This is a genomic window from Flavobacterium luteolum, assembly GCF_027111275.1.
Classification (GTDB): domain Bacteria; phylum Bacteroidota; class Bacteroidia; order Flavobacteriales; family Flavobacteriaceae; genus Flavobacterium; species Flavobacterium luteolum.
The window spans coordinates 678,108-702,218 of the sequence record NZ_CP114286.1; the positions used below are offsets into that span (position 1 = coordinate 678,108).

Consider the following 24,111-nt stretch of genomic DNA (forward strand, 5'->3'; position numbering starts at 1 on the left):
ATGCCTCTAATTTGTTTTAAAACAGTAAATTTGCAACCGTCTTTTTATAAAATTAACATGAGCGCATCGCATAAAAACTTACATAGTAAGTTGTCTATTGGGGGTTTATTAATTACTTTAGGGATTATTTATGGAGATATTGGAACCTCTCCATTGTATGTAATGAAGGCTATATTAGGCGATCATACGATAAATGCTGATATTGTTTTAGGAGGTATCTCTTGTGTATTCTGGACCTTAACATTACAAACTACAATTAAATATGTACTTATTACTTTAAGTGCAGACAACCACGGTGAAGGAGGAATTTTTGCTCTATATGCATTAGTCAAAAAAACAAAAATTCAATGGCTCATAGTACCCGCCATTATTGGAGGTAGTGCCCTGCTCGCCGACGGAATTATAACCCCACCTATTTCGATTTCATCTGCTGTAGAAGGAATTAGAGCATTCTACCCGACGATGGAAACACAAACCATTGTGTATATCGTAATTACAATTCTATTCGTTTTATTCACCATTCAGCAGTTCGGAACTAAATTGGTTGGTAAATTCTTTGCCCCAATGATGCTGATCTGGTTTGCTATGTTAGGAACCTTAGGAGCTATTCAAGTAGCAAATTATCCAGAAGTAATAAAAGCAATCAATCCATATTACGCTTATCATTTATTATCGATACACCCTGATGGTTTCTTCGTTCTAGGTTTCGTATTCTTATGTACAACTGGAGCAGAAGCATTGTATTCTGACATGGGACACTGTGGTAGAAAAAATATCAGAATTAGCTGGATGTTTGTAAAAACGACTTTAGTTTTAAACTATTTCGGACAAGCAGCTTATTTAATTCACCACGAAGGAAGCACATTACAGCAATTAGGTGGTGAAAACGGAAACCCGTTTTACTTAATTATGCCACATTGGTTTTTACCATTCGGAATTGTAGTTGCAACTCTTGCAGCTGTAATTGCATCTCAAGCGCTTATTTCTGGTTCGTTTACTTTGATCAACGAAGCAATGCGTCTGAACTTCTGGCCAAAAGTAAAAATCAAATACCCTACTGAAGTAAAAGGTCAATTATATATTCCGTCAATCAACTGGTTATTGTTTTTTGGTTGTGTTGGAATCGTTTTACATTTCGAGAAATCAGGAAATATGGAGCATGCTTATGGTCTTGCCATTATTTTGTGTATGATAATGACTACCATATTATTAAATTACTACTTAATCATGAAACGTGTAAAACTATACTTCATGGTACCGTTGATTACTATTTATTTATTGATTGAGTTTAGTTTCCTTTTCGCTAATATTACCAAATTTGCAGAAGGTGGTTATGTAACTTTAATCATTGCTAGTTTATTGATTTCTGTAATGACTATCTGGTATTTAGCTAAGAAAATCAACAAAAACTATACGAAAGTGGTTAAGGTTGACGACTACAAACAAGTTCTTGTTGAGTTAAGTCAAGATTTATCTATTCCGAAATACGCTACGCATTTGGTTTATATGACTAATGCTAACCGCGTTGATGAACTCGAGGAAAAAATCATTTATTCTATCCTTCAAAAAAGACCAAAAAGAGCTGATATCTATTGGTTCGTTCACGTGAATATTTTGACTGAACCTTATAAAACGCAATATAAAGTGACAGAAATTGCGAAAGATGATATTTATAGAATTGACTTTAATTTAGGTTTTAGAGAACCAACCAAAATCAATTTGATGTTTAGAGAAGTTATCAAAGACATGGTAAAACGTGGCGAAGTAGATATTACGAGCCGTTACGAATCTTTAAACAAAAACAATATTATTGGAGACTTTAAATTTGTATTGTCTGAGAAATTCTTATCAAATGACAATGATTTAAGATGGCATGAAAACATTATCATGAATTCTTATTTCTTCATCAAGAAACTGAGTTTGTCTGAAGAAAGAGCTTTCGGTCTGGACAGTAGCTCTGTTAAGATAGAAAAATTCCCAATGGTGCTTCATGCTCCAGAAAATATTGGATTAACGCGAATTATTTCAAAAGAATAAAAAGCTTAACAATAATTTCAAAAAACACTCTAAATTAGAGTGTTTTTTTCATTTAGTGAAAGTCTAAAGCAAGATTCAGTATTAAAAATTTAACTTTCAATCAATTAATAGTACCTTTGCAACTCAAAATATAGAAATGAGATTACACAGAAATTTAGTTTATACTACCATTGACTCTTTAAATGCAATTTTCAACGAAGGAGAATATGCTGATAAAGTGGTAGCAAGAGCATTAAAAAAAGACAAACGTTGGGGAAGTTCTGACAGGAAGTTTGTTGCTGAAACCATATACGAAATTGTTCGCTGGAAACGATTATACGCAGAAATTGCCGAAGTAAAAGAACCTTACGACAGAGACAATCTATGGAGAATGTTTGCGGTTTGGGCTGTTTTACGCGGTTATCCAATTCCAGATTGGAGACAATTGGAAGGAACTCCTGAAAGAAAAATAAAAGGACGTTTTGACGAATTATCTAAGACTAGAGCTATCAAAGAATCTATTCCAGATTGGATGGATGAATTGGGCGTAAAAGAACTTGGAGAAAAAGTTTGGGCTAAAGAAATTGCTGCGCAAAATCAGCCTGCAAAAGTTATTCTTAGAACCAATACTTTAAAAGGCACCAAAGAAAGTCTTCGCAATACTTTAATGGACTTAAATATTGAAACTGAATATTTAAAAGACCAGCCAGAAGCTCTTGTTCTAAAAGAAAGAGCAAATGTATTTTTGACAGATGCATTTAAACAAGGTCTTTTTGAAGTTCAAGATGCCAACTCTCAATTAGTTGCAGGATTCTTGGATGTAAAACCAGGAATGCGTGTTGTAGATACTTGCGCTGGTGCAGGCGGAAAAACATTGCATATGGCTTCTTTAATGGAAAATAAAGGGCAATTGATTGCAATGGACTTGTACGAAAGCAAATTGAAGCAATTGAAATTAAGAGCAAAAAGAAATGGTGCTTTTAATATCGAATACAGAATTATCGACAGCACAAAAGTGATCAAAAAATTACACGAAAAAGCAGACCGTGTTTTAATTGATGCACCTTGTAGCGGATTAGGAGTTTTAAAAAGAAACCCTGATTCTAAATGGAAATTACAACCTGAATTTATCGATAATATTCGTAAAGTTCAGAGTGAAGTTTTGGAAAGCTATTCTAAAATTGTAAAACCAGGCGGAAAATTAGTTTATGCAACTTGTTCAGTTCTTCCATCAGAAAACCAAGAGCAAGTAGAGAAATTCTTAAAAACAGAAATCGGACAGCAATTTACTTTTATTGAAGATCGTAAAATGTTAGCTTCAGAATCTGGTTTTGATGGTTTCTATATGGCGCTTTTGGAAAGAAAAAAATAAAATCAAATTCCAATATATTAAAAATCCCAAATTTCAATCTTAGTTATTGAAATTTGGGATTTTTTATTTTCTATGTCTCTCTACTTAGTCAACTTTGTCAAAGTTCAAAACTTTGACAAAGTTCCAAACTCCAATTTTGGAATTTAATTATTAGGATTTAATCTTGTAAAGTAGGTTTTCGCAACAACTTTCCGTTTTCGTTTTCTTTGAATTTTGAAACAAAAACTATTTCTTTGGGTTTTTCATATTTCCCTAAAACGTCAAAGAAATCAGGAGCAAATTCTTGTTTTTCTCCTTCTACAACCAAAACTAATTTTTCCCCTAAAGTAGTATCAGGAAGTCCTGTTACAAAAAACCTGTTGTTTATTTTTCCGATCAATTTCGCTTCAATCTGTTCTGGAATCAGCTTCACTCCTCCACTATTGATTACGTTGTCAATTCTGCCTAAAAATTTAAACTGTTGTTCATTTAATAATTCAACCAAATCATTGGTTACAATTGGCTCATCAGAAATAGAGGCAACATTAGTCACCAAACACTGACGATCGTCTTGAGATATTCTTACATTTGGAAGAATCGAAAAAACAGAATCACCTAAACGTTTTGCAGCGATATGTGTGATCGTTTCGGTCATTCCATACGTTTCGTAGATTTCTGTTTTAAGTGGCAATAATTTTTCTTCGAGAGCCGAATCTAATTTTGCTCCTCCGATAATAAGTTTTCGCACTTTAGAAAGTCCTTCGATAGAATTCTGAACTTGAAGTGGCACCATCGCAACAAAATCGTAAGTAGTACTATTTAAAGCCAACGGATGCAAACTTGGCGAAACCACATCTAATTCTAATCCTAAAATCAAACTGCGAACCAGCATCATTTTTCCAGCGATAAATTGGGTTGGAAGACACAATAAAGCCTTGTCTCCTGGTTTTAAATCAAAAAAATCACCCGTAGCCAACGCTGACTGAATCATGGCTTGTTTTTGTAATCTAACCAACTTTGGAAGACCTGTTGTTCCAGAAGTTGTCATTTCGATATAATCCTTTTTATCAAACCAATCTAAAAAAAACTCTCCAATAGATTGTTCATAGCTATCTCCTTCTTTGATAAAACTATAAGCTACACGGCACAAATCTTTTGCATTTAAATGATATCCATTTAATTTAAAATAATTGTGAACGTTATTATGAGTTAAGTTTTGCATATTCTTAAGCATTTATTTCGACATTACTAATTTTTCCTGTTAATCTTTCTTTCCAATTGGTCCAGCCATATTTTTTACTGAAAATAAAAAGCAGAATTGGATAAATAACTACGACTGGCAAAAGGACGTCTATTCCCGCCGAAGGTTCTGAAAGATCTTTAAATATTGCATGAGTTTGAAATGCAGACCACTCAGAGGTTACCAATAATGCTCCTACAAGATTATTCGCAGCGTGAAAACCAAGCGCCAATTCCATTCCTTCATCCATTAAAGTAATTATTCCCAAAAATAGACCTGTACCCATATAATAAACCATCACTATATTACCCATTTTAGTTACCTCAGGATTACCCCAATGCAAAGACCCAAAAATAACGGAAGTCATAACAAGCGGAAACCATCTATTGCGTGCTAAATTGGCAAATCCCTGCATTAAATAACCTCTAAAAACATATTCTTCTGTACTGGTTTGTATTGGAATTAAAATAATTCCTATAACGACCAAAATAAGAAAAGGTTTTAATTTAAAATTTAAAACAAAATTCTCTGGAGAAATAAAATAAACAATAAAAAAACTTAAAACAGAAATCGAACTCCATAAAAAGAAAGAAAAAAGAATTCGATTCCAATCTACTTTTGGCCTTGAAGTTGTGACTGATAAAAAAGTTTGATTATGCTTATATTTTACCACAAAATAAATTGCAGCAATAGCAAAAACAAAAGAAATCATTGCTAAGAAAAGCGTAATATTGGGTTCAAATATTTTCATGTAATTTCCATTAGAAGTCGAAATAATTTTACCTCCTAGATTTGCTCTAAATTCTATGGCAGCTATTAATGGAATTTGACCTATAAAAGACGCTGAAATAATAAAGACAGATCCTAAAAGATATTTCCAAAATTTATTTTCGGGTTTAATCCCTTGTTCTAAAAACATAAAGTTAAAATTTTAAAAAAATGAGAATTCAAATTCGATAAGTTAATCTTACTTTTGGTATTGCTAAAATACCCCTTTTTTATTGTAAGAATATTTGAAACGATTAAATATAACAAAATGATACAAATTTACCATAATCCGAGATGCGGAAAATCGAGAAACTGCCTTGCTTTTATCGAACAATCAAAGCAAGATTTTGAAATTATACCTTACTTAACCGAAACTCCAACTTTTGAACAGCTAAAAACATTATTAGGACAATTAAATCTTGAACCAATTCAATTAATCAGAACCAAAGAAAAAATCTGGATCGAAAATTTCAAAGGCAAGACCTTAAGTAATGATGAGATTATCAATGCAATGGTAGAAAATCCTATTTTAATTGAGCGCCCTATTGTTGTAAAAGACGGAAAAGCAATAATTGGAAGAGATCCTGAACTTGTTGCTTCTTTTTTAGATTGATTCTAAAATACCCTCTTAACATTTTTTTGTGATTTCTCTCTTTAAACCAAAAACTACATTTGCCGTCTAAAGAGAAAAGAAAAACCAGAAAATGAAAAAAATCAAATTTGCTGTATTACTTGTATTCTTGTTTACAAGTTTTTACAATTACTCTCAACAAGGTCCGGGCGGCAGACCCAAAGTAAAAGTCACTGGAAAAGTTTTCGAGAAAGTAAGCAAACAACCATTAGAATACGCTACAATTTCGCTTACCAAACCAAATGACACAAAAGTTGTTGCTGGTGGTATTACAAACCCGAAAGGAGAATTTGAAGTTGCAGTCGCGCCGGGAACTTACGATATAAAAGTGGAATTTATTTCATTCAAATCGACTGAAATTAAGCAAAAAAGCATTCAAGATGACACCAATTTAGGTGTCGTAAACCTATCTGAAGATGCTGCACAATTGAACGAAGTTGTAGTTCGTGCCGAAAAATCGACTGTCGAGATCAAACTGGACAAAAAAGTATACAACGTTGGTCAAGATATGATTGTAAAAGGCGGAAGCGTTAGTGACGTTTTAGACAATGTTCCATCTGTTTCGGTTGACACAGAAGGAAATGTAAGTTTAAGAGGAAGCGACAATATTCGTATTTTAATTGACGGAAGACCATCGCAAGCTATAAATATAGCAGAAGCTTTAAGACAGCTTCCCGCAGATGCTATTGATAAAGTAGAAGTAATTACAAATCCATCGGCACGTTATGATGCAGAAGGTGGATCTGGAATTATCAATATCATTCTTAAAAAAGGTAAAAACCAAGGTTTTAATGGAACTTTTATTGCCTCAACTGGTTTACCAGAAACGTATGGCGCAAGTGCCAACTTAAACTATAAAACTGAAAAGTTAAACTATTTCACCACTGCTGGTTACAACTATAGAACTACAGAAGGAGCTGGTAAAACAAATTCAGAATATTTTGATCAAAACAAAGTAACAAAAAGTTATTTAGACGAAGACCGTGATACAAAACGTGTCAGAAACGGATTTAATGGAAGAGCTGGTGTTGAATGGACACTGACTCCTTCTACATTTTGGACAAATGCAATCAATTACCAAAAAAACACTGGTGACGATAGAGATTTGATCAATTATTACAACTACGATGCTGCACATAATTATACAGGAACATCGTATCGTTTAAATGACGCAGATACTGGAAGTGAAAACTTTGAGTATACTTCGAACTTTATTAAAAATTTCAATGATAAAGGACATAAACTTACTGCAGATCTTTCGATTTCGAGAAATACAGATGACAGTTATAGCACCATAACAGCTTCACCAAATTTCAATAATACACTAAACGATCAAATACAAAAACAAGTATTATTTCAAGCCGATTATGTTCTTCCATTGGGTAAAGGAGGGCAATTTGAAGCAGGCTACAAAGGAAGTTTTGGAGACTTGAATAATGAATATTATGTAACTACCATCGAAAATAATGTTCCAGTAAAGGATCCTAATTTATCAAACACATTAGAATACAAAGAAAACATCAATGCACTTTACACTCAATATGGCTTTAAAGTAAATAAATTCTCTTATTTATTTGGCCTAAGATGGGAAGACACAGATATTCATGTTAACTTATTAGACAACAGCAATTTCAATACTAAAAAATACAACAACTTGTTTCCAAGTGCTTTTATTAGTTATGAAATCTCAGATCAAAGCAACTTTTCTGCAAGTTATAGCAAACGTTTATCTAGACCAAGAGGTCGTTTCATGAACCCTGCTGTAAATTATGCGAGCAACATTAATATCTTTCAAGGAAATCCAGACTTAGACCCATCTTTAACAGATAAATATGATATTGGTTATATTAAAAAATGGGATAAAGTAACCTTCAATACATCTGCCTATTTTGAAGATACAAAAGACGTTTTCAGCTTTGTAAGATCTCCTACTGGTGATTATGTAACTGCTGATGGTGAAGTGGTAACTCCTGCACCAGGTGAAGTAGTTCACGGTACTCCAGTAATCAAAAGTCAGCCTATTAACTTAGGAAAAGAACAAAAATTTGGTTTCGAATTCACATTTAATTACACTCCTTACAAATGGTGGAAATTAAACAGTAACTTCAATTTCTTTAATGTAAAAACTACAGGAGAACACAGTTACGTAGATACGCAAGGAAATACTATAGTTCAAAATTTAGACAATCAGGCTACATCTTGGTTTGCAAGAGTAAACTCTAAAGTTACTTTACCATATAAAATTGACTGGCAATTGACAGCAATGTACAACGGAGAGCAAAAAACAGCTCAAGGTAAAAACTTAGGGCAATTCGGAATGAATACTGCTTTAAGTAAAGATGTTATGAAAGATAAAGCGACAATTGCTTTCAACATTAGCGACGTTTTCAATTCAAGAAAAATGAGATCATACACTTATTTAGATGGAGTGACTTCGTATAGCGAATTCCAATTCCGTAAACGTCAATTCAATTTATCATTCACTTACCGTTTCAACAAACCAAAGAGCGAAAGAGATAAAAACGCACAGCCTAGAAATGATGGCGGCGGAGAAGGCGGCGGAGATTTTCCAGGATAATTTTTTTAAATTCCAATACTGAAATTCTAAATTTCAATCCAATTGGATAACTTCTAAAATTTAAAATCCAAATTCCAATTTTAAAGTTGGAATTTGGATTTCTTTATTTATAACGAAACCCGATAGGTTTTAAAACCTGTCGGGTTTAAATACGATTCAATTTGGAATTTGGAATTTCTTTTTTATTTGTACCAAAAAAAAAGAACCCTAATGGGTTCTTTTCTTATGACATCAATCTAAAATTAAATAGATTGTTCTTCTTGTCTTTTTCTGGCTCTTTTTTCTTTGATCATTTCCCAGCTAGCACCCGTAACCCAGTAAGATACGAAACCAACTAAGAAAAACATTAACCAAAACCCTATAGTTAGTATGGTTAAGAAAAGTAAAAAGCCTAAGTACTGTGAAAATTCAAACATGTTTTCCGGAATTTTTGAATGTTACGACAAATGTAGGGTATATATTTTTTCTCAGCAATAAAATCTAAATCAATTTTCGTTAAATAACATTTATCCGTATATTTATACTCATTTTAAATAAGGACTTTTTTCCGAATATTATTCAACTGTCTAAATTAGAAGAATATGAGTATTTTAAGGAGCTATTTCCCGCTATCCGCTACAATCTTTTATGTTTTTAAAGAAAAAACATAAAAGGATTTCCACTCCTATCGGGGCTAGAATTCATATTCAAAAGAAATTTGAAAAAACCCCAATATAAAAAATCCGTTTTAATCCGCGTTTTTACGAAGTAAATCAGCATTATCCGTGTTCCTTTTAATCTCAAAGATTGCAAGCTAAATCCAACAACTCACATTTTACAGATAACATTTTACAAGCAACATAATGAAATACAGAATAGAAAAAGACACCATGGGCGAAGTTCAAGTCCCAGCCGATAAATATTGGGGTGCACAAACAGAACGTTCGAGAAATAATTTCAAAATCGGACCAGTGGCATCTATGCCAAAAGAAATCATAGAAGGTTTTGCTTATCTGAAAAAAGCTGCCGCTTATGCCAATTATGATTTAGGAGTTTTACCAATCGAAAAAAGAGATGCAATTGCAACAGTTTGCGACGAAATCCTCGAAGGCAAACTAGACGATCAGTTTCCACTTGTAATCTGGCAAACGGGCTCTGGAACACAAAGCAATATGAATGTAAATGAAGTAATTGCCAACCGAGCTCAAGTTCTTAAAGGTTTTGAAATCGGCGAAGGTGAACAGTTCATAAAAGCCAATGACGATGTGAACAAATCACAATCATCAAACGATACTTTCCCAACCGGAATGCATATTGCAGCTTATAAAATGGTAGTTGAAACCACTATTCCAGGTGTAGAAAAACTTCACGCGACATTAGCAAAAAAAGCAGTCGAATTTAAAGACGTTGTCAAAATCGGGCGAACACATTTAATGGACGCTACACCATTAACACTTGGACAAGAAATTTCTGGTTACGCCGCTCAATTAGCCTTCGGATTAAAAGCTTTGAAAAATACTTTAGCCCATTTATCTGAAATCGCCCTTGGAGGAACCGCTGTCGGAACTGGATTAAACACCCCAAAAGGATACGATGTAAAAGTTGCTGAGTATATTGCAAAATTCACCAAACATCCTTTTGTAACAGCAGAAAACAAGTTTGAAGCACTCGCAGCACACGATGCCATTGTAGAAACACACGGAGCTTTAAAACAATTAGCAGTTTCTTTAAACAAAATCGCTAATGATGTAAGAATGTTGGCTTCGGGTCCGAGATCTGGAATTGGCGAAATCCATATCCCTGAAAATGAACCAGGATCTTCTATTATGCCCGGAAAAGTAAATCCGACACAATGTGAAGCTTTAACCATGGTTTGTGCTCAAGTTATCGGAAACGATATGGCCATTGCCGTTGGAGGTATGCAAGGACATTATGAACTAAATGTTTTCAAACCTGTAATGGCAGCTAACTTTTTACAATCGGCACAATTACTGGGCGATGCTTGTGTTTCATTTGACGAACATTGCGCTCAAGGAATCGAGCCAAACCATAAACGAATTAAAGAATTAGTAGATAATTCGTTGATGTTAGTTACCGCATTAAACACTAAAATTGGATATTATAAAGCTGCGGAAATCGCTCAAACCGCCCACAAAAACGGAACAACTTTAAAAGAAGAAGCCGTTCGCCTAGGTTATGTAACATCAGAAGATTTTGATGCTTGGGTAAAACCTGAGGATATGGTTTGACTTAATTGTGAATTATTAATTGTGAATTGTTAATTATCAAAAATGACGTACTGTCAAACTGAGCGGAGTCGAAGTCTTATTAGATCTGAAGCCCTTCGACTTCGCTCAGGGTGACAAATAAAACAAAAGCCTGAAATTGATATTTCAGGCTTTTTAATTTATAATTCAAAATTTACAACTCACCATTATCAACATAGTCTTGCAAATAGCTAAATCTTTCTGTCAGTTTTCCATTTTCTGTGATTTTGGCTCGTTTTAAGATTCCGTCTTTATCTCCGTTGAAGAAAGCAGGAATTACGTGCTCCATAAACTGTTCACCAAAACCTTCGCTGGCATCTTTTGGAATTTCGCAAGGAAGATTATCTACTGCCATGACCGCAACTGCTGCGGGATGAAAGAAATCAACTTCACGATCTTCTAAAGGAAAATATCCATATAACGGTTCTTCAATTGTTGACGAACGAACCGTACAAGCAATTGGTCCATTTACATCGCAAGAAATATCGGCTACAACTTTCAATTTGCAATCACTTGCATTGAGCATTTCTTTGGTTAAAATCATTGGCGCATTGCTCGCATAAAAATGTCCAGCAAAATAGATATCAGAAACTTTAGTGAATCTTTCAAAATCAGATTCATACTCTTCAGGATGATTCACAAAATCTGTAAAATCCAAAACCTGACCGTCTTTTCTTTTGTTATATTCTAAAACATCTAACTGTACATAAACAGCTTGAGCGTATTTCTTTGTCAGATAATTATCAATTGTAATTTCTTTTACTTTTATTGCATCCAAAATTTCTTTTGCTCCGCTCCCGACCTTTCCAGTTCCAGTAACCACAAATTTTAAAGCCGGCATTGTAATGCGTTTTAAATGCTTTATCAAATCCTCTTTTCCTGAAAGAGATTCTGCTTTTGGAAGTTTAAACAATTCAAATTTAATTCCGAACGCACGAATTCCGTTATAAACACCAACCATTCCAGCATACTTTCCGAAACCAATTAAACGATGATCATGCTCATTTACAATCGTTTCATGATCGTATAAATCGATATTTTTTTCTAAAATCGCCTGAAGCAGTTTTCTATTATGAGGCTGTTTTTTAATAGTATGAGAAAAAAAGAAATAAGATTTATTTGGAATCAAATCGTCTACAGGAACTTCTTTTACACCAAACAAAACATCGCAGTCAGATACATCATCAGCAACGGTAATTCCCATATTTTTATAATCGTCATCAGAAAATATTCTGATATCTGAACTTTCAACTTTTACAGAAGCATCATGATAAAGCTGCTTTAGTCTTGTCAATTCATTTGGAGAAAAAACAACTCTTCTATCTGGAGGGTTTTTTCTCTCTTTTATGATTCCAAATTTCATTTAATGTGGTTTTTTAGTATTTTATAATATAACTTTTTACAATGTATTTGTTTCAAATATAACAAATTTAGTTAAAATTTTGTTTCAAAAATTCTATTTAGAATGTTTTAAAACCGTTAAAAGCTGAAAAACAACCGACTAAAATTTACTTTTCTTAAAAAAAAGTTAAAAAACACAAATTAAAGCCCCAGAACCAAGAATACAACAAAATTGAATTCGATATATTTGTTTTAAAGAACGATGCAAATGATTTTCCTTAAAAAGACAAAGATACCACAATTACTTTTTTCAATGCTTGTTTTAAGTTCATGTGGTCAAAACAAAACAACAGCAACAGATACTACTCAGACAGTCGAAGATACTTTACCTAAAATGAAACCGTTAGGTGCAGAACCGAAAGTTTCACAGGCCTATAAAAACTCGGTTGTCGGCAGAATAAATCACTTTTACAATAAAAACTGGCCTAATAATACCATGAACGGAAGCTTCTTGGTTGCCAAAAATGGACAAATTTTATTTGAAAGATATAATGGTTTTGCCAATAAAAATGAAGGGACTAAAATAACTCCTGAAACAGCTGTACAAATTGCTTCAGTAAGTAAAGTACTAACTGCTACGGCGGTTTTAAAATTGGTCAATGCAGGTAAAATTGACTTAGACCAAAAAGTAAATACGATTCTAAAAACTTTCCCATACGAAGAATGTACTATTAGAATGTTATTAGATCATCGTACAGGAATGCGCAATTACGCTTATTTCACAGATCGTGACAAATCAATCTGGGATAGACACAATCAATTAACAAACAAGGATATCTTAAATATTCTGGCTACAAAAGATATTGGATTAGAATCAAGAACTGGAACACGTTTTAGCTATTGTAACACCAATTATGCAATGCTTGCACTTATTATTGAAAAAATTACAGGTTTGACTTATAAAGAGGCAATGTCTCAAATGATTTTCAAACCACTTGGAATGACCAATACGTATGTTTTTGATGATGATAAAGACAGAAAGAAAATCGTTCCTTCTTATAAAGGAAATGGTGTAGAAATTGGTTTTGATTATCTAGACAATGTTTACGGCGATAAAAATGTTTTTTCTACAGCAAGAGATCTTTTAAAATTTGATCGTGCGAGACAATCGCCAGATTTCTTAAAACCTGAATTATTAAAACAAGTTTATACGGGTTACAGCAACGAACGCAAAGGAACTAAAAATTATGGTCTTGGAATTAGAATGATTAATTGGGAAACCGGACAGAATTTTTATTTCCATAACGGCTGGTGGCACGGAAATACCTCATCTTATATTACTTTGATGAACGAAGGTGTAACTATTATTGCGTTATCTAATAAGATGACCAGAAATACTTATGCGGTTCGTAAACTAGCTCCAGTCTTCGGAGATTATCCTTTTAATTTTAAAGACGAAGAGTAAAATTATAGTCTTAAAGCCGAAAGTCAAAAGTCGTAAAGTCTTAAAAAACATTTGCCAATGCTGACTTTGGACTTTGACTTTGGACTTTATGACTTTTTTTTAAATTTTTAGTAGAAAGTAATTTCAAATACTCTAAATTTGCAGACTTATTTTTTGGGGTCGACTGGTTTTGACAGCAAGTCGAATTGAACAGTAAGCACGTCGAGCATTGAGACCTTGCTCGTAAATATAAGATCTCGAACTTTTACACGGCGAAAATAATTACGCTTTAGCTGCATAATCCGAATCATAGTACGATTGCGCCACGTCTCTACAAGGTAGAGAAGCTGGATTCTCCTGGAAAGCCTTGGTTTGTGGCGTTCCGTTCAGGGGAACCGTAAAAATAAACCTAGATATCCATGAGCTTCGGGTGGATTTCGAAAATTAAGAAGATAAGTGTTGGGTGGTTGTTTCTGGCCTAGCTCAACATCGAAAATTCAATCAGGAAATAAACGTGTAGAAAGCTCTTTAGTTGCTTGTTTGGACCCGGGTTCGATTCCCGGCGACTCCACAAAAAAGCCTGTAAACTCTTTGTTTACAGGCTTTTTGTTTTTCAGTTGACAATTTCGTTGTCGATAAATTTAGCATGTCTCTTTTGATTTCTTTTAAGTTTTTCATTAACCTTTGGTGGATTTAAAATTGCATTCACAAATATTTTCTTGTCCTCGTAAGTTTTCACTACATTTCATTCTCCTGAATAATTTTGTTGGCCTCCAAATTTATGCACCATACTATAAATTCGCTTGACTATTTAAATCCTCGTAATGCTGATGCATACTTAATTAACTCCTTTTGATTTTTGCTAATACGAACATCTATTTGGTCGTTAATTATTGTTGACATAATACTCTATTTGTTTTGAATTTATATATTGTTTTAAATTTTATTACTTTATCTGTTTCGTAGTTTATTCGTTTTTTATAATTAATAATTTGCTTTCGTTTTCTAGTTTTTTTAGTTTTTCTTTTTCATGATATTTATTCGAATCCTACAATTAAGAAGCAAGATTCCATATTAACTTTTGAAAATATAGGTAAAATAAGCGTACAAAAAATATTTTATAAATTTAACTAAGTGGCAATTATTATATATATTTGAAAGTTTTATTTTACAAATACTATATTATAACGTAATCCTAATGAAGATCAATCTTAAAAAACCGCCAACGCTCTTCGAGAATTTTATCCGAGTAACTGTAATTGCTCGGATTAAAAACCGTAAAAAACACTCGAAAATTATTAATACAATCAAATTATAATGAAAAAAAATTTATTTAAATCTTTTCTCATAGTCATAACTGTGGCTTTATTTTTCTCCTCTTCTTCATGTGAAAAAAGTGAAGAAATATTAACAAATAAACCTGAAAGCATCTATAGATTAACTGATCAGGATATTATTGATGCTAGCAATCTTATAAAATTGAAAGATGACAATATTCAAGCTAAAAAATATGGCAAAACTAGTAAAGCCAATTTTGATGAACAAGAAGCTCCTGAACAGCCATATTTACAATATATGGCTTTAATAGCCGATCAAGATTTACAAGTTGAAATTGATTATAGAACTGAACATATTTTAGATAAAACATATGAGGAAAATATTGAATATCTAAAACAATTGAATTTATATAGTGAAAATGAGCTTGCAGCTATAACTGCATTTAAAGATGAGTTAATAAATACAAAAAACTTCAAAACATCAATATTTCATTTTGAAAACGCAATTTTATTACTTCCAATGACTCAAAAAAAATTACAGCGTTTTTATAACTTAATTGATGGTTTAAAAGTTATCAACGCGTATGATCCAGAATTTTTTACTAAGGATAGCTATACATCTAAAAGTACAGGTTTTTTTGGAAGCTGCTTATCGGCATCAATCGGATTAGGGGCAGCATTTGTGGGACTTGCAACGATACAAGTTGGTTCTTTTGGAGTGTCAACTGGAGTTACTGTTGCGGGCTTTATATGGGCAAGTGCAGAATGGGGTGCTGCTTGTAAAGATGTAGGCGGAAATAAAAGAATATATCCTGCAGATGTCAATAAAGCAACTTTTCGTCATTCTTCAGATATTTTTATTACTTTAGATGAAAATGGAGATTTGGTAGAATCTCCTATTTTAGTTTACTATCAACCAAAACCTTATATTCCTTTTGAACCATAAAAATTATGATTAAAATAAACTATAAAATTCAGTTTTGCTTATTCGCTATTTGTCTTTTTTTCATCGGTCTAGGAATTTTCCAAACTTTTGATGAAGGATTAAAAGAAGGAATGGAGCTATTTTGGCAAATTTCTCATTTTGTCCCGTTTGTTATGGGAGCAATAATTTTTGGAAATAATATATATTCTAAAAAAGTAGAAAACTTCAAAAATTAATTTAGAATTACATTAGAAATTAATAAGTGCGTAAATATCTTACAGTTTACGCACTTATACATTTATAGACTTCAGTTAGAAAAAACAACAGCACGAATACCTAAGTAATAGTTCCTCTTTAAACTAAATTTACTTTTCAGTACCTTTCTCAATCTTCATTCGGAAATAAGCCTCTGATTGTTTTAAATTTTTATTATAATGATCTAGAATACTTTAAATTTTAAGCATTAAAAAAAATAAATAATCCCTTTCCCTTTAAACTTAAGCAGCATTTCTTCATGAGCTATAAAATCTCCATTTTTGATATCAAGTTTACCTAGTTCAGTATCATTTTTTAAATCAGCCATTATATATTTCTCACTCATTAATAGATTAACAATTTCTTGTAATTCAGAATTTGCAAAACTTTCGTTAACCAGATTGGTACTGAATCCGCTTTCAGTAAATGAAGAATTTTCCAATATAAAATTTCGTATCTATTTACTTATAAACAGCAAAATAGGTTATAAAAAGTGTAATAGCCGGCGACTCCACAAAAAAGCCTGTAAACTCTTTGTTTACAGGCTTTTTGTTTTTTTGTTTGACAATTATCTGTATTATATATAATTAAATGATACTTAGCAAATTACCAGACAAAGCTCTAATCAAAATTGATTTCAATGCCTAATTTGATTTTCAATTCATTAAAAGATTTCTTATCCAATGGCCCAAAAATTCTTCCGCTAAATTTATCAATTATAAAATATCTTGACACTTTCTCATTTTTAGGCAACTGTAAAGCAATGATATAATTATCATCTGAATACGCCTTTTTGACAGTTGCCTTTATGATAATTTCATCAAATTCGTTTTTAGCACGACTTTTATAAATGATTGCACCATCAGGTAAACCAATGTCTAAAGCATCATCTTCTGATAGGTAATAATAGCCATTGCCAAGATCTGCTTGATCTGTACATCCAGCTGTAATAAACATTACTAGTAAGCACAAAAATTTTCTCATTTTATTTTATTGTAATTTTTACAATATTTTTAAATTAGCAAAAAATAGAATTAATAATATCTGCCTTTGTTGTTGCAATAATTTTTGTAACAGACATTTATATCATTGAAGAATCAATATTAAATCGCTTAAAGAAGAATCTCCAATACAACCATCCAAATTGATAAAGAACAATTCCACTAATTGCTGTAATAGATGCAAGGTTAGTTACCATGTTATTTTTTGAGTTTTCCATATATATAATTAAAAATTCAATTCCAGATTTAAATATAAATATATCAGATTAAAACTAAATTTCATAATCTGCAAAATGTATTTGATTTAGCTTTTAAATAAAAAAGATAATTTCTGCCAAGCAAAAAATTCACCTGACAAAAATTATCAAAACATAAACACAATATTTTAGAGTTTCTTTTTTCCCTGTATCGTATAGATAATCAAAGAAGAAAGCAAACAGATTAAGGCAATTATTGCAAACAGAAATTTAGTTTCTCCCGTTTTTTCAATTATAAATCCGAGGAGCGGTTCGCCCAAAGCGGCAAATAAATAACCACACATATTCATTATTCCGATAGAAGTTCCAGTTCTTTCGGTTCCCATAATTTCTGGACATAGCGCCCAAAAGTTTGCCTGAGGGCCATATACAAAAAATCCACAGGTTATAAGCAACAGACTTACTACAAGTAAATTTGCATTGTGCGTAAAAAACAACAAAAATGAAAGACACGAACAAATGAGCATTCCGAAAAAAATGGAGCGATAATTACTTTTAAAGTAATACGTCGAAAGCTGTCCAAAAGAAAAGGCACCTAATGCCATGCCAAGTGGCAACAAGAATGTTACCCAAATTAAGGACGGATTTTTCTGCCAATCGTTTCCTAAAAAGTGTACGGGAATCCAAAATATTAGTCCGTACCGCGCCATGCTTTCTAAACCGAATGCAAGACAGACAATTCTAAACTTTTTATTTCCTAAAACATCGCTGTAGCTTTTCTTGATTTCAGAGAAATTAAATCCTCCAGACTTTTTCTCTATTGCAACTGGCGAAGGTTTTATGAATATCAGGAAAACAGTAGCTGAAACTAAAAGCAATAAAACGGGAATTCTAAAAAGCATTCGCCATTCTAAATGTAGCGAAGTAATGTAAATGGAAATCGCAAAAGTTACAGCAGACGAAAATCCTGCCGCCATGGTGTACATTCCGAATGCTTTGTTTCTTTCTTCGCTAGAAAACCAATTGGCAATAATTCTGCCGCCTGGCGCCCATGCCATCGATTGAAAATAGCCGTTTAAAAACCATAAAATCAAAATCATGTATGGTGAATGCGTAAAGCTTATACCTAAATTACAGGCAATTGAAAGATAAGCTCCAAGAGGCACTAAATATTTTGGACTGAAACGATCGGCCAAATTTCCGTTGATAAACTGTCCAATTGAATAACCAATCAGCATAGCAAAACTAATCCAGCCGATAAAAGTATACGAGATTCCGAGATCTTCTCTCATTGCTTTTGTTGCCCACCCAAAGTTGTGTCTGCCTGTATAAAAAAACAGGTAGCAAAACATGGTTAAAAAAAGCATTTGGTATTTTTTTGAGATTGTTCTCATTTTTAAATATTGATTAAAACCCTGAAAGGCTTATATTTTATAGCATATTCGAATGCTTCTTTGGTTTCTTTAAGTTCAAATTCTTTTTCGATGAAAGTTTGAAAAGGATAATCTTCAAAATAATCTTCAAAAAAAGAAACGGCATTTACAAAATCTTCAAAATTGTAATTGTGCATTCCTTTTATGCTCAATAATTTTCTGATCATCGTTTCAGGATTTATTGCAATATCTTCTGTTGGCGTTACAGCTCCAATCCAAATGTGCTGTGCCCCTATTGCACTATATTGCAATCCCGTTTTTATAGCTTCAACAGAACCGCTCATATCGATTATAACATCAAAACCTTGTTTATAAAATTGAGAAGCAATATCTTCTAGTTCAGCAATTGGAGATTGTGCATTATAAATATATTTTGCACCAAAATCTTTACTTTTTGTGAGTCTTTCATCATCAATATCCAAAACCGTAACCGAAGCTACTTTTTTCTGATCTGCGATTGAGGCTGCAATTAGACCTAAAACTCCAGCACCAAGAATCAGTATGTTTTTATTTTCAATTGTCTCGATTAATCGAAAAGCAGCCATTGCAGTTGCTCCAGCACAATTGATTATTGGAGCAAATTTTTGGTTTATAGATGAAGGCAGTTTCAAAATTCCTGTGCCTTTTTTAAGCACACAATGCGTTCCTAATCCGCCGTTGAATTTTTCCTCTTCGGTAAATTTCACATGACCGTATTTAAATAAACTAGCTGATTTTTGTGGCATTTTATCTTTTACAAATTCATCTTCATTTGGCGCTGCAAAAATTGTCCAAGTAATAATGTCTCCTAATTTTAAGACATTTCCATTCAAATCATAAAAAGGTTCATTGGAATCCATTTCTATAATCTCGCCCACAATTTCATGACCTAAAACTATTGGCGATGGTTCTTTTCGTCTTCCTGTAAAAGTGTGCAAATCACTTCCGCATAAGGTTGCGTATTTGTTTTTTACTAAAATTTCTCCCCTTTTAAGTTCAGGAAGTGCTGTAAATTCAGGAAGAATACTTCTTTCTCTGTCATCAAACAGCATTACGCATGAATTACACATTTTTTGTTAAGTTGTTTAAATTATCAATTTTAAATTGAGGTCCGTTTCTTTCTCCACTATTAGGTAGCAGAATATCTTTGTTGAATTTGTAGTCTATTTTTATTTCTTTCTGAGCCACATTCAAAATAAAATAGCCGTGAGCTGCGATGTTATTGTACACCATATGCGGATTTAATTTATAAAGCATTTCGCTTTTCTTGATTATCTTTTCTTCCGAAAGGCGATCATCATTTTTTGAAGTTATCGAAGGCGTTAAAAACTCCCATCCTGCAAAATTTTCTTTTGAAATCTTATCTGAGGCATACAATTCTAAAACATGACTTTGATGATGATCTCCAGTTAAAATAATGGGCGGATTTTTTAATCCCTGAAAAACTTCAATCAATCTATTTCGCTGATACGGATAACCTGTCCACCAATCTTCTTCTTTAACCGATTCTTCCTTTTTGCTTTTGTAGCCCGTAAACATAACCTGATTGACCAGAAAATTCCAACGGGCATTACTATTTTTTAATTCGTCAGATAAATATTTAAACTGTTTGTACGAAATCATTTTACGGTCTGGACTTTGTTTGCCAAGATCATTGCTCAAAAGCTGTTTGTCTCTTCCGTCTAATCTTTCTTCCAGAAAAATGAAATTAGCGTCGTTTCCGATTTTTATGGAACGGATCATTTCTTCAGCCGATTTTGCTCTTACGGGCATCCACTCAAAATAAGCTTGCATCGCTGCCGCACTTCTGTCTGTCCATTTTCCTTCATCGCTCTGATGATTTTTGGCACCGTCTTTATAAGCATTGTTCGCCAATTCGTGATCGTCCCAAATACAGATGAAAGGTTTATGCTGATGCGCTCTTTGAAGCTCTTTATCTTTACGATAAAGAGCATATCTTTTTCTGTAATCTGCCAATGTAACGAGTTCATGAAGCGGATCATTTTTTCTGTTGCTTTGTTCTAAGAAAACTTTGTTGCAATATTCTCCTGTTCCGTATTCGTAGATGTAATCACCTAAATGAAAAACGTAATCGATATCTGGATTATCGGCAATATGACGGAAAGAAGTAAAATAACCATCCTCATAATTATTACAGCTTATTACCGCAATCTGCAAAGGTTTTACAGCTGAATCTGGAAGCGTTTTACAAACTCCCACATCAGAAATAACATTTTCATAAATAAACCTGTAATAGTAAATCTGATTTTTTTTAAGGCCTGAAACATCAACTTTTACCGTATAATCTTTCTCTTGAGAAGTAGTAACAAAACCTTTTTTAATGTCTTTACTAAAATTTTTATCGGTCGAAATTTGCCATTCTACGGTACAATCTCCAATAGGATTGGCATTGATATGCGTCCAGATTATTACGGCATTTTCTGTGGGATCTCCTGACGCAATTCCGTGAATAAAATATTTTTTTTCACCTGAATTTAGCAACGATAAAAATGGCGAAGGGAACAGCAGCGGCATCATCCCCAGCATTGATTGTTTTACAAAACGTCTTCTGTTCATCTTAATATAAAATAGGCAATATTACTGCTTGAATGTTACTTGTATGTTACTGAATATTAAAATCTATAACTTGCTCCTACGCGGCCTCTTAACCCGTAATACTCTACTTGTTCTGGTCTTGAAACCACACCGTGATAGTATCGTAATTCTTGATTGTTAAGGTTATTCAAGTCAATGAAAAAAGTAATATTCTTTGGCGTTGTGTAGGAAAGGTTCATATCCAAATGAAAATCTTTATCCTGATATCTGTCGGCTCCTGGATTATCGCGAATCTCTACTAAAAATGCTTCACGATAATTGGCTGCTAATCTCGCCGCAAATCCTTTGTATTCGTATATAAGTGATGCGTTGAAAATATTTGGCGACTGATTCATTAATCCGATTTTTTCATTTCCTCTTCCTTCCAATGTGGTTTCAGATTTGGTAAAAGTATAATTTCCTTTTAAACTAAAATTGCTCAAAAATCCAGGCAATTCAGAAAACTTTTTATTAAAACCAACTTCAAAACCGTACAAAAAGGCATTATCAGAATTTAACGGTTTTGAGACTTTGTATAAGAACGTTTCACCGCCAACAGTTCTAATTTCATCATGCGATTCAGTATAAATCAGATCTGATAAATCTTTATAAAATGCGCTTCCTGTTATATAATCGCTTTTGTTTAAATAATAACTTCCTATTACATCGTAGTTCCAAGAAAAAGTAGGTTTTAAATCCACATTTCCTTCTACCACAGTATGATTATCTGGATTAACTCTTGTGCTCGGACTTAATTCGTTAAAAGCCGGACGTGCAAATGTTCTGGTTACAGCTGCTCTTAAATCCAGTTTTTTAGACGGTTTATAAATTAAATGTGCCATTGGCAAAAAGGCTCCATAATTTTTAGTTCCGTAAACTGGCGTAACGACTTTTGTAATATCATTAAATTCATAACTTTTGGCATCAACCGCTGTATTTTCGTAACGAATACCTCCAACCAAACGGAAATCTTCGTTTATATCCCATTCGCCAGACGCATAACCTGCCCAAACTTTTTCAGTTGCATCATAATTACCTGTGGCATAGCTTGAGTTTGTGGCATCCTGATAATTATATTTTAAGTTTTTTGCAATCGCAGGATTTCCCATTGGATCAATAAAAGAACGTTCTGTCGGATAATTGAATTTCAGATTATCATACGTATTATTCAATTCAGGAAACCAATTATTGGTCGGGAATTCTTCTCTTTCCCATTGATTTAAATACGCTTTTGGTGCTTTTGTATCGTAAATCCAAGTAATGTAACGATAGTCGTAAGTGCTTCTTTTATCTCTAAATTTTCCACCAAATTTGATTTTTAAATCTTCATTGGCATCATAATCAAAATCTAAAGCGGCAACTTTATCTTTTTCTTCCACATTACGAATCGAAGTCACATATCTATCCAAATAGTATTTTTCTGGATCATAGGCCGTAGCAAAATGCGGCTGAATGTTGTTTGCTGGATCACCAACATAACCTGCTGGTCCGTCGCCTTGAAGAAATTTATAATCTTTGCCATCCACTTTAACCAGATTGTTATACTTAACGGTCTGAATCCAGTTTCCGTAATAATAACCACGATCATTTTTAGTTGCAGACGAAGGTCCGTTGTAGCCAGCCCATGAGGTATATGCTGCTACTTTTGCATTCATTTTCAATTTGTCGGTCAATTTACTTTCGTATCCAAATTCACCTCCGTAATTTTTAAATAAATAATCTACTGTACTCCATCTTAAAACTGCATTGCTCGTTGTTTTATTAAAATAATGCATCGTTTTTCTGTTGTCTTCTTCGTCCAAAAACTGACTATAATAGCCTCTTGCATAGATTTTATTTCTTTTATTGAAACGAAAATCTGTCGCAGCATTGAATCCCGTATTAGTTCTCACACCTTGATAATTTCTCACGTCAAGCGTGTTTACGTTATGCAATTCATTTCCATAAACCACTTCGTAATCATCTGTAGAATAAGTACGGCGATTGTAATTGGACATTACTAAAAAGCCAAACTTTTTATTAAACAATCGTTTACCGTACAAAACCGTACTGTTGAAACCTACTTTATCATCAGCGCGAAGATTAACTGGAATACTTCCCGTAATACGAAGTGTTTCTTTTTTAGGAGAAAATTTCGGAATATAATTGATTGTTCCTCCAATTGCATCGCCTTCATATTCTGGAGTAATCGCCTTAATTACCTGAATATATTCCAGAAATTCTGTCGGCAATAAATCCATCGGAACAGTACGATTTCCTAATAAATCCCCCGAAGTTTTTGCTGCTGGCATACGATCACCATTAATGGTTGCCGAACTCCATTGAGACGGCGTACCTCTTACGGTAACATATCTTCCTTCTCCCTGATCTCGATCTATACTCACACCAGGAATTCGCTGAACTGCTTCTGCAGCACTTATATCGGGCATCTTGCCCATCGCATCTGCACTTACGACATCCATAATCGCATTAGATTTTTGGCGCATTTCTATTGCTTTTTTCTCGCCGCTGGTGTAATATTCTAAAACTACCTCATCTAACTTTTCTTCCTGTCCTATTATTACATTTCCTAAATCAACATTTTTATTAGAAACCGTTACCGAAATATGTTTTGCAACATAATTTTCGCTCGAAATTTCTAAATGGTACACTCCAGGTTCTAATTTTATAAAGAAATTACCATTACGGTCATTGGTTATTGTTTTTGATTTTTCTACAATCAAAATGGAAGCCGGATATAATGGTCCAGATTCAGTACTAATTTTACCTTTAACTTCTTGCGCGTACGAAGAGCCAAAGATTAATGCAATAACAACATACAGGAATGTTTTCAT

General features: G+C 33.2%; 18 protein-coding genes and 1 other RNA gene. 9 read left to right on the top strand and 10 right to left on the bottom strand.

The genetic code is table 11. The annotated features are described in order from the left end of the window. The first annotated feature begins 57 nt into the window (after positions 1-57). Positions 58-2,037, top strand: coding sequence for a KUP/HAK/KT family potassium transporter (locus OZP10_RS02640; RefSeq protein ID WP_281633390.1), 1,980 nt, complete (start codon positions 58-60; stop codon positions 2,035-2,037). A 136-nt stretch (positions 2,038-2,173) separates the two neighbouring features. Continuing rightward, positions 2,174-3,388 (top strand): RsmB/NOP family class I SAM-dependent RNA methyltransferase, encoded by a 1,215-nt coding sequence (locus OZP10_RS02645; protein WP_111379012.1) that lies wholly within the window; start codon positions 2,174-2,176, stop codon positions 3,386-3,388. A gap of 157 nt (positions 3,389-3,545) precedes the next feature. On the opposite strand, the gene OZP10_RS02650 is transcribed toward OZP10_RS02645, so the two are convergent. After that, complete coding sequence (locus OZP10_RS02650) at positions 3,546-4,589, bottom strand: AMP-binding protein (RefSeq protein ID WP_281633391.1); 1,044 nt, start codon at positions 4,587-4,589, stop codon at positions 3,546-3,548. Positions 4,590-4,593: 4 nt separating this feature from the next. Continuing rightward, positions 4,594-5,526, bottom strand: coding sequence for a CPBP family intramembrane glutamic endopeptidase (locus OZP10_RS02655; protein WP_281633392.1), 933 nt, complete (start codon positions 5,524-5,526; stop codon positions 4,594-4,596). A 117-nt stretch (positions 5,527-5,643) separates the two neighbouring features. Here OZP10_RS02655 and arsC point away from each other — a divergent pair, with 117 nt between their 5' ends. Both arsC and OZP10_RS02665 read left to right on the top strand, forming a co-directional pair. After that, a complete protein-coding gene (gene arsC / locus OZP10_RS02660; RefSeq protein WP_281633393.1) occupies positions 5,644-5,988 on the top strand; it encodes an arsenate reductase (glutaredoxin) in 345 nt (114 codons plus the stop codon). A gap of 91 nt (positions 5,989-6,079) precedes the next feature. Then, on the top strand, positions 6,080-8,584 hold the full coding sequence (locus OZP10_RS02665; RefSeq protein WP_281633394.1) for a TonB-dependent receptor: 2,505 nt from the start codon (positions 6,080-6,082) through the stop codon (positions 8,582-8,584). Between the two features lie 242 nt (positions 8,585-8,826). Here OZP10_RS02665 and OZP10_RS02670 read toward each other — a convergent pair whose 3' ends face one another. Beyond that, positions 8,827-9,000, bottom strand: coding sequence for a hypothetical protein (locus OZP10_RS02670; protein ID WP_111288649.1), 174 nt, complete (start codon positions 8,998-9,000; stop codon positions 8,827-8,829). Positions 9,001-9,426: 426 nt separating this feature from the next. Between OZP10_RS02670 and fumC the strand changes: the two genes are divergently transcribed. Beyond that, entirely contained in the window at positions 9,427-10,812 is a 1,386-nt protein-coding gene (gene fumC, locus OZP10_RS02675; protein ID WP_281633395.1) for a class II fumarate hydratase, read from the top strand. A 172-nt stretch (positions 10,813-10,984) separates the two neighbouring features. On the opposite strand, the gene OZP10_RS02680 is transcribed toward fumC, so the two are convergent. Further along, positions 10,985-12,193 (bottom strand): NAD(P)-dependent oxidoreductase, encoded by a 1,209-nt coding sequence (locus tag OZP10_RS02680; protein ID WP_281633396.1) that lies wholly within the window; start codon positions 12,191-12,193, stop codon positions 10,985-10,987. 240 nt (positions 12,194-12,433) lie between these two features. Between OZP10_RS02680 and OZP10_RS02685 the strand changes: the two genes are divergently transcribed. The 4 genes from OZP10_RS02685 to OZP10_RS02700 all read left to right on the top strand — a co-directional run bounded on the left by OZP10_RS02685 (position 12,434) and on the right by OZP10_RS02700 (position 16,053). Then, positions 12,434-13,636: a serine hydrolase domain-containing protein gene (locus tag OZP10_RS02685; protein WP_281633397.1), complete on the top strand. Its 1,203-nt coding sequence runs from the start codon at positions 12,434-12,436 to the stop codon at positions 13,634-13,636. Between the two features lie 155 nt (positions 13,637-13,791). Then, positions 13,792-14,189: a transfer-messenger RNA gene (ssrA, locus tag OZP10_RS02690) on the top strand. Positions 14,190-14,932: 743 nt separating this feature from the next. After that, positions 14,933-15,838, top strand: a complete 906-nt coding sequence (locus OZP10_RS02695) for a hypothetical protein (protein ID WP_281633398.1) — start codon at positions 14,933-14,935, stop codon at positions 15,836-15,838. Between the two features lie 5 nt (positions 15,839-15,843). Further along, entirely contained in the window at positions 15,844-16,053 is a 210-nt protein-coding gene (locus tag OZP10_RS02700; RefSeq protein WP_111366282.1) for a hypothetical protein, read from the top strand. A gap of 227 nt (positions 16,054-16,280) precedes the next feature. Here the strand turns inward: OZP10_RS02700 and OZP10_RS02705 are convergent, their stop codons facing one another. The 6 genes from OZP10_RS02705 to OZP10_RS02730 form a co-directional block, all read right to left on the bottom strand. Continuing rightward, on the bottom strand, positions 16,281-16,514 hold the full coding sequence (locus OZP10_RS02705) for a hypothetical protein (protein WP_281633399.1): 234 nt from the start codon (positions 16,512-16,514) through the stop codon (positions 16,281-16,283). A gap of 179 nt (positions 16,515-16,693) precedes the next feature. After that, positions 16,694-17,056, bottom strand: coding sequence for a DUF3997 domain-containing protein (locus tag OZP10_RS02710; protein WP_281633400.1), 363 nt, complete (start codon positions 17,054-17,056; stop codon positions 16,694-16,696). A gap of 402 nt (positions 17,057-17,458) precedes the next feature. Beyond that, on the bottom strand, positions 17,459-18,664 hold the full coding sequence (locus OZP10_RS02715) for an MFS transporter (RefSeq protein WP_349293752.1): 1,206 nt from the start codon (positions 18,662-18,664) through the stop codon (positions 17,459-17,461). Positions 18,665-18,666: 2 nt separating this feature from the next. After that, entirely contained in the window at positions 18,667-19,752 is a 1,086-nt protein-coding gene (locus OZP10_RS02720) for a zinc-binding dehydrogenase (RefSeq protein WP_281633401.1), read from the bottom strand. After that, positions 19,745-21,259, bottom strand: coding sequence for an alkaline phosphatase D family protein (locus OZP10_RS02725; protein ID WP_281633402.1), 1,515 nt, complete (start codon positions 21,257-21,259; stop codon positions 19,745-19,747). Before OZP10_RS02725 ends, OZP10_RS02720 begins: the two co-directional genes overlap by 8 nt. Positions 21,260-21,315: 56 nt before the next feature. Further along, positions 21,316-24,111: a TonB-dependent receptor gene (locus OZP10_RS02730; protein ID WP_281633403.1), complete on the bottom strand. Its 2,796-nt coding sequence runs from the start codon at positions 24,109-24,111 to the stop codon at positions 21,316-21,318.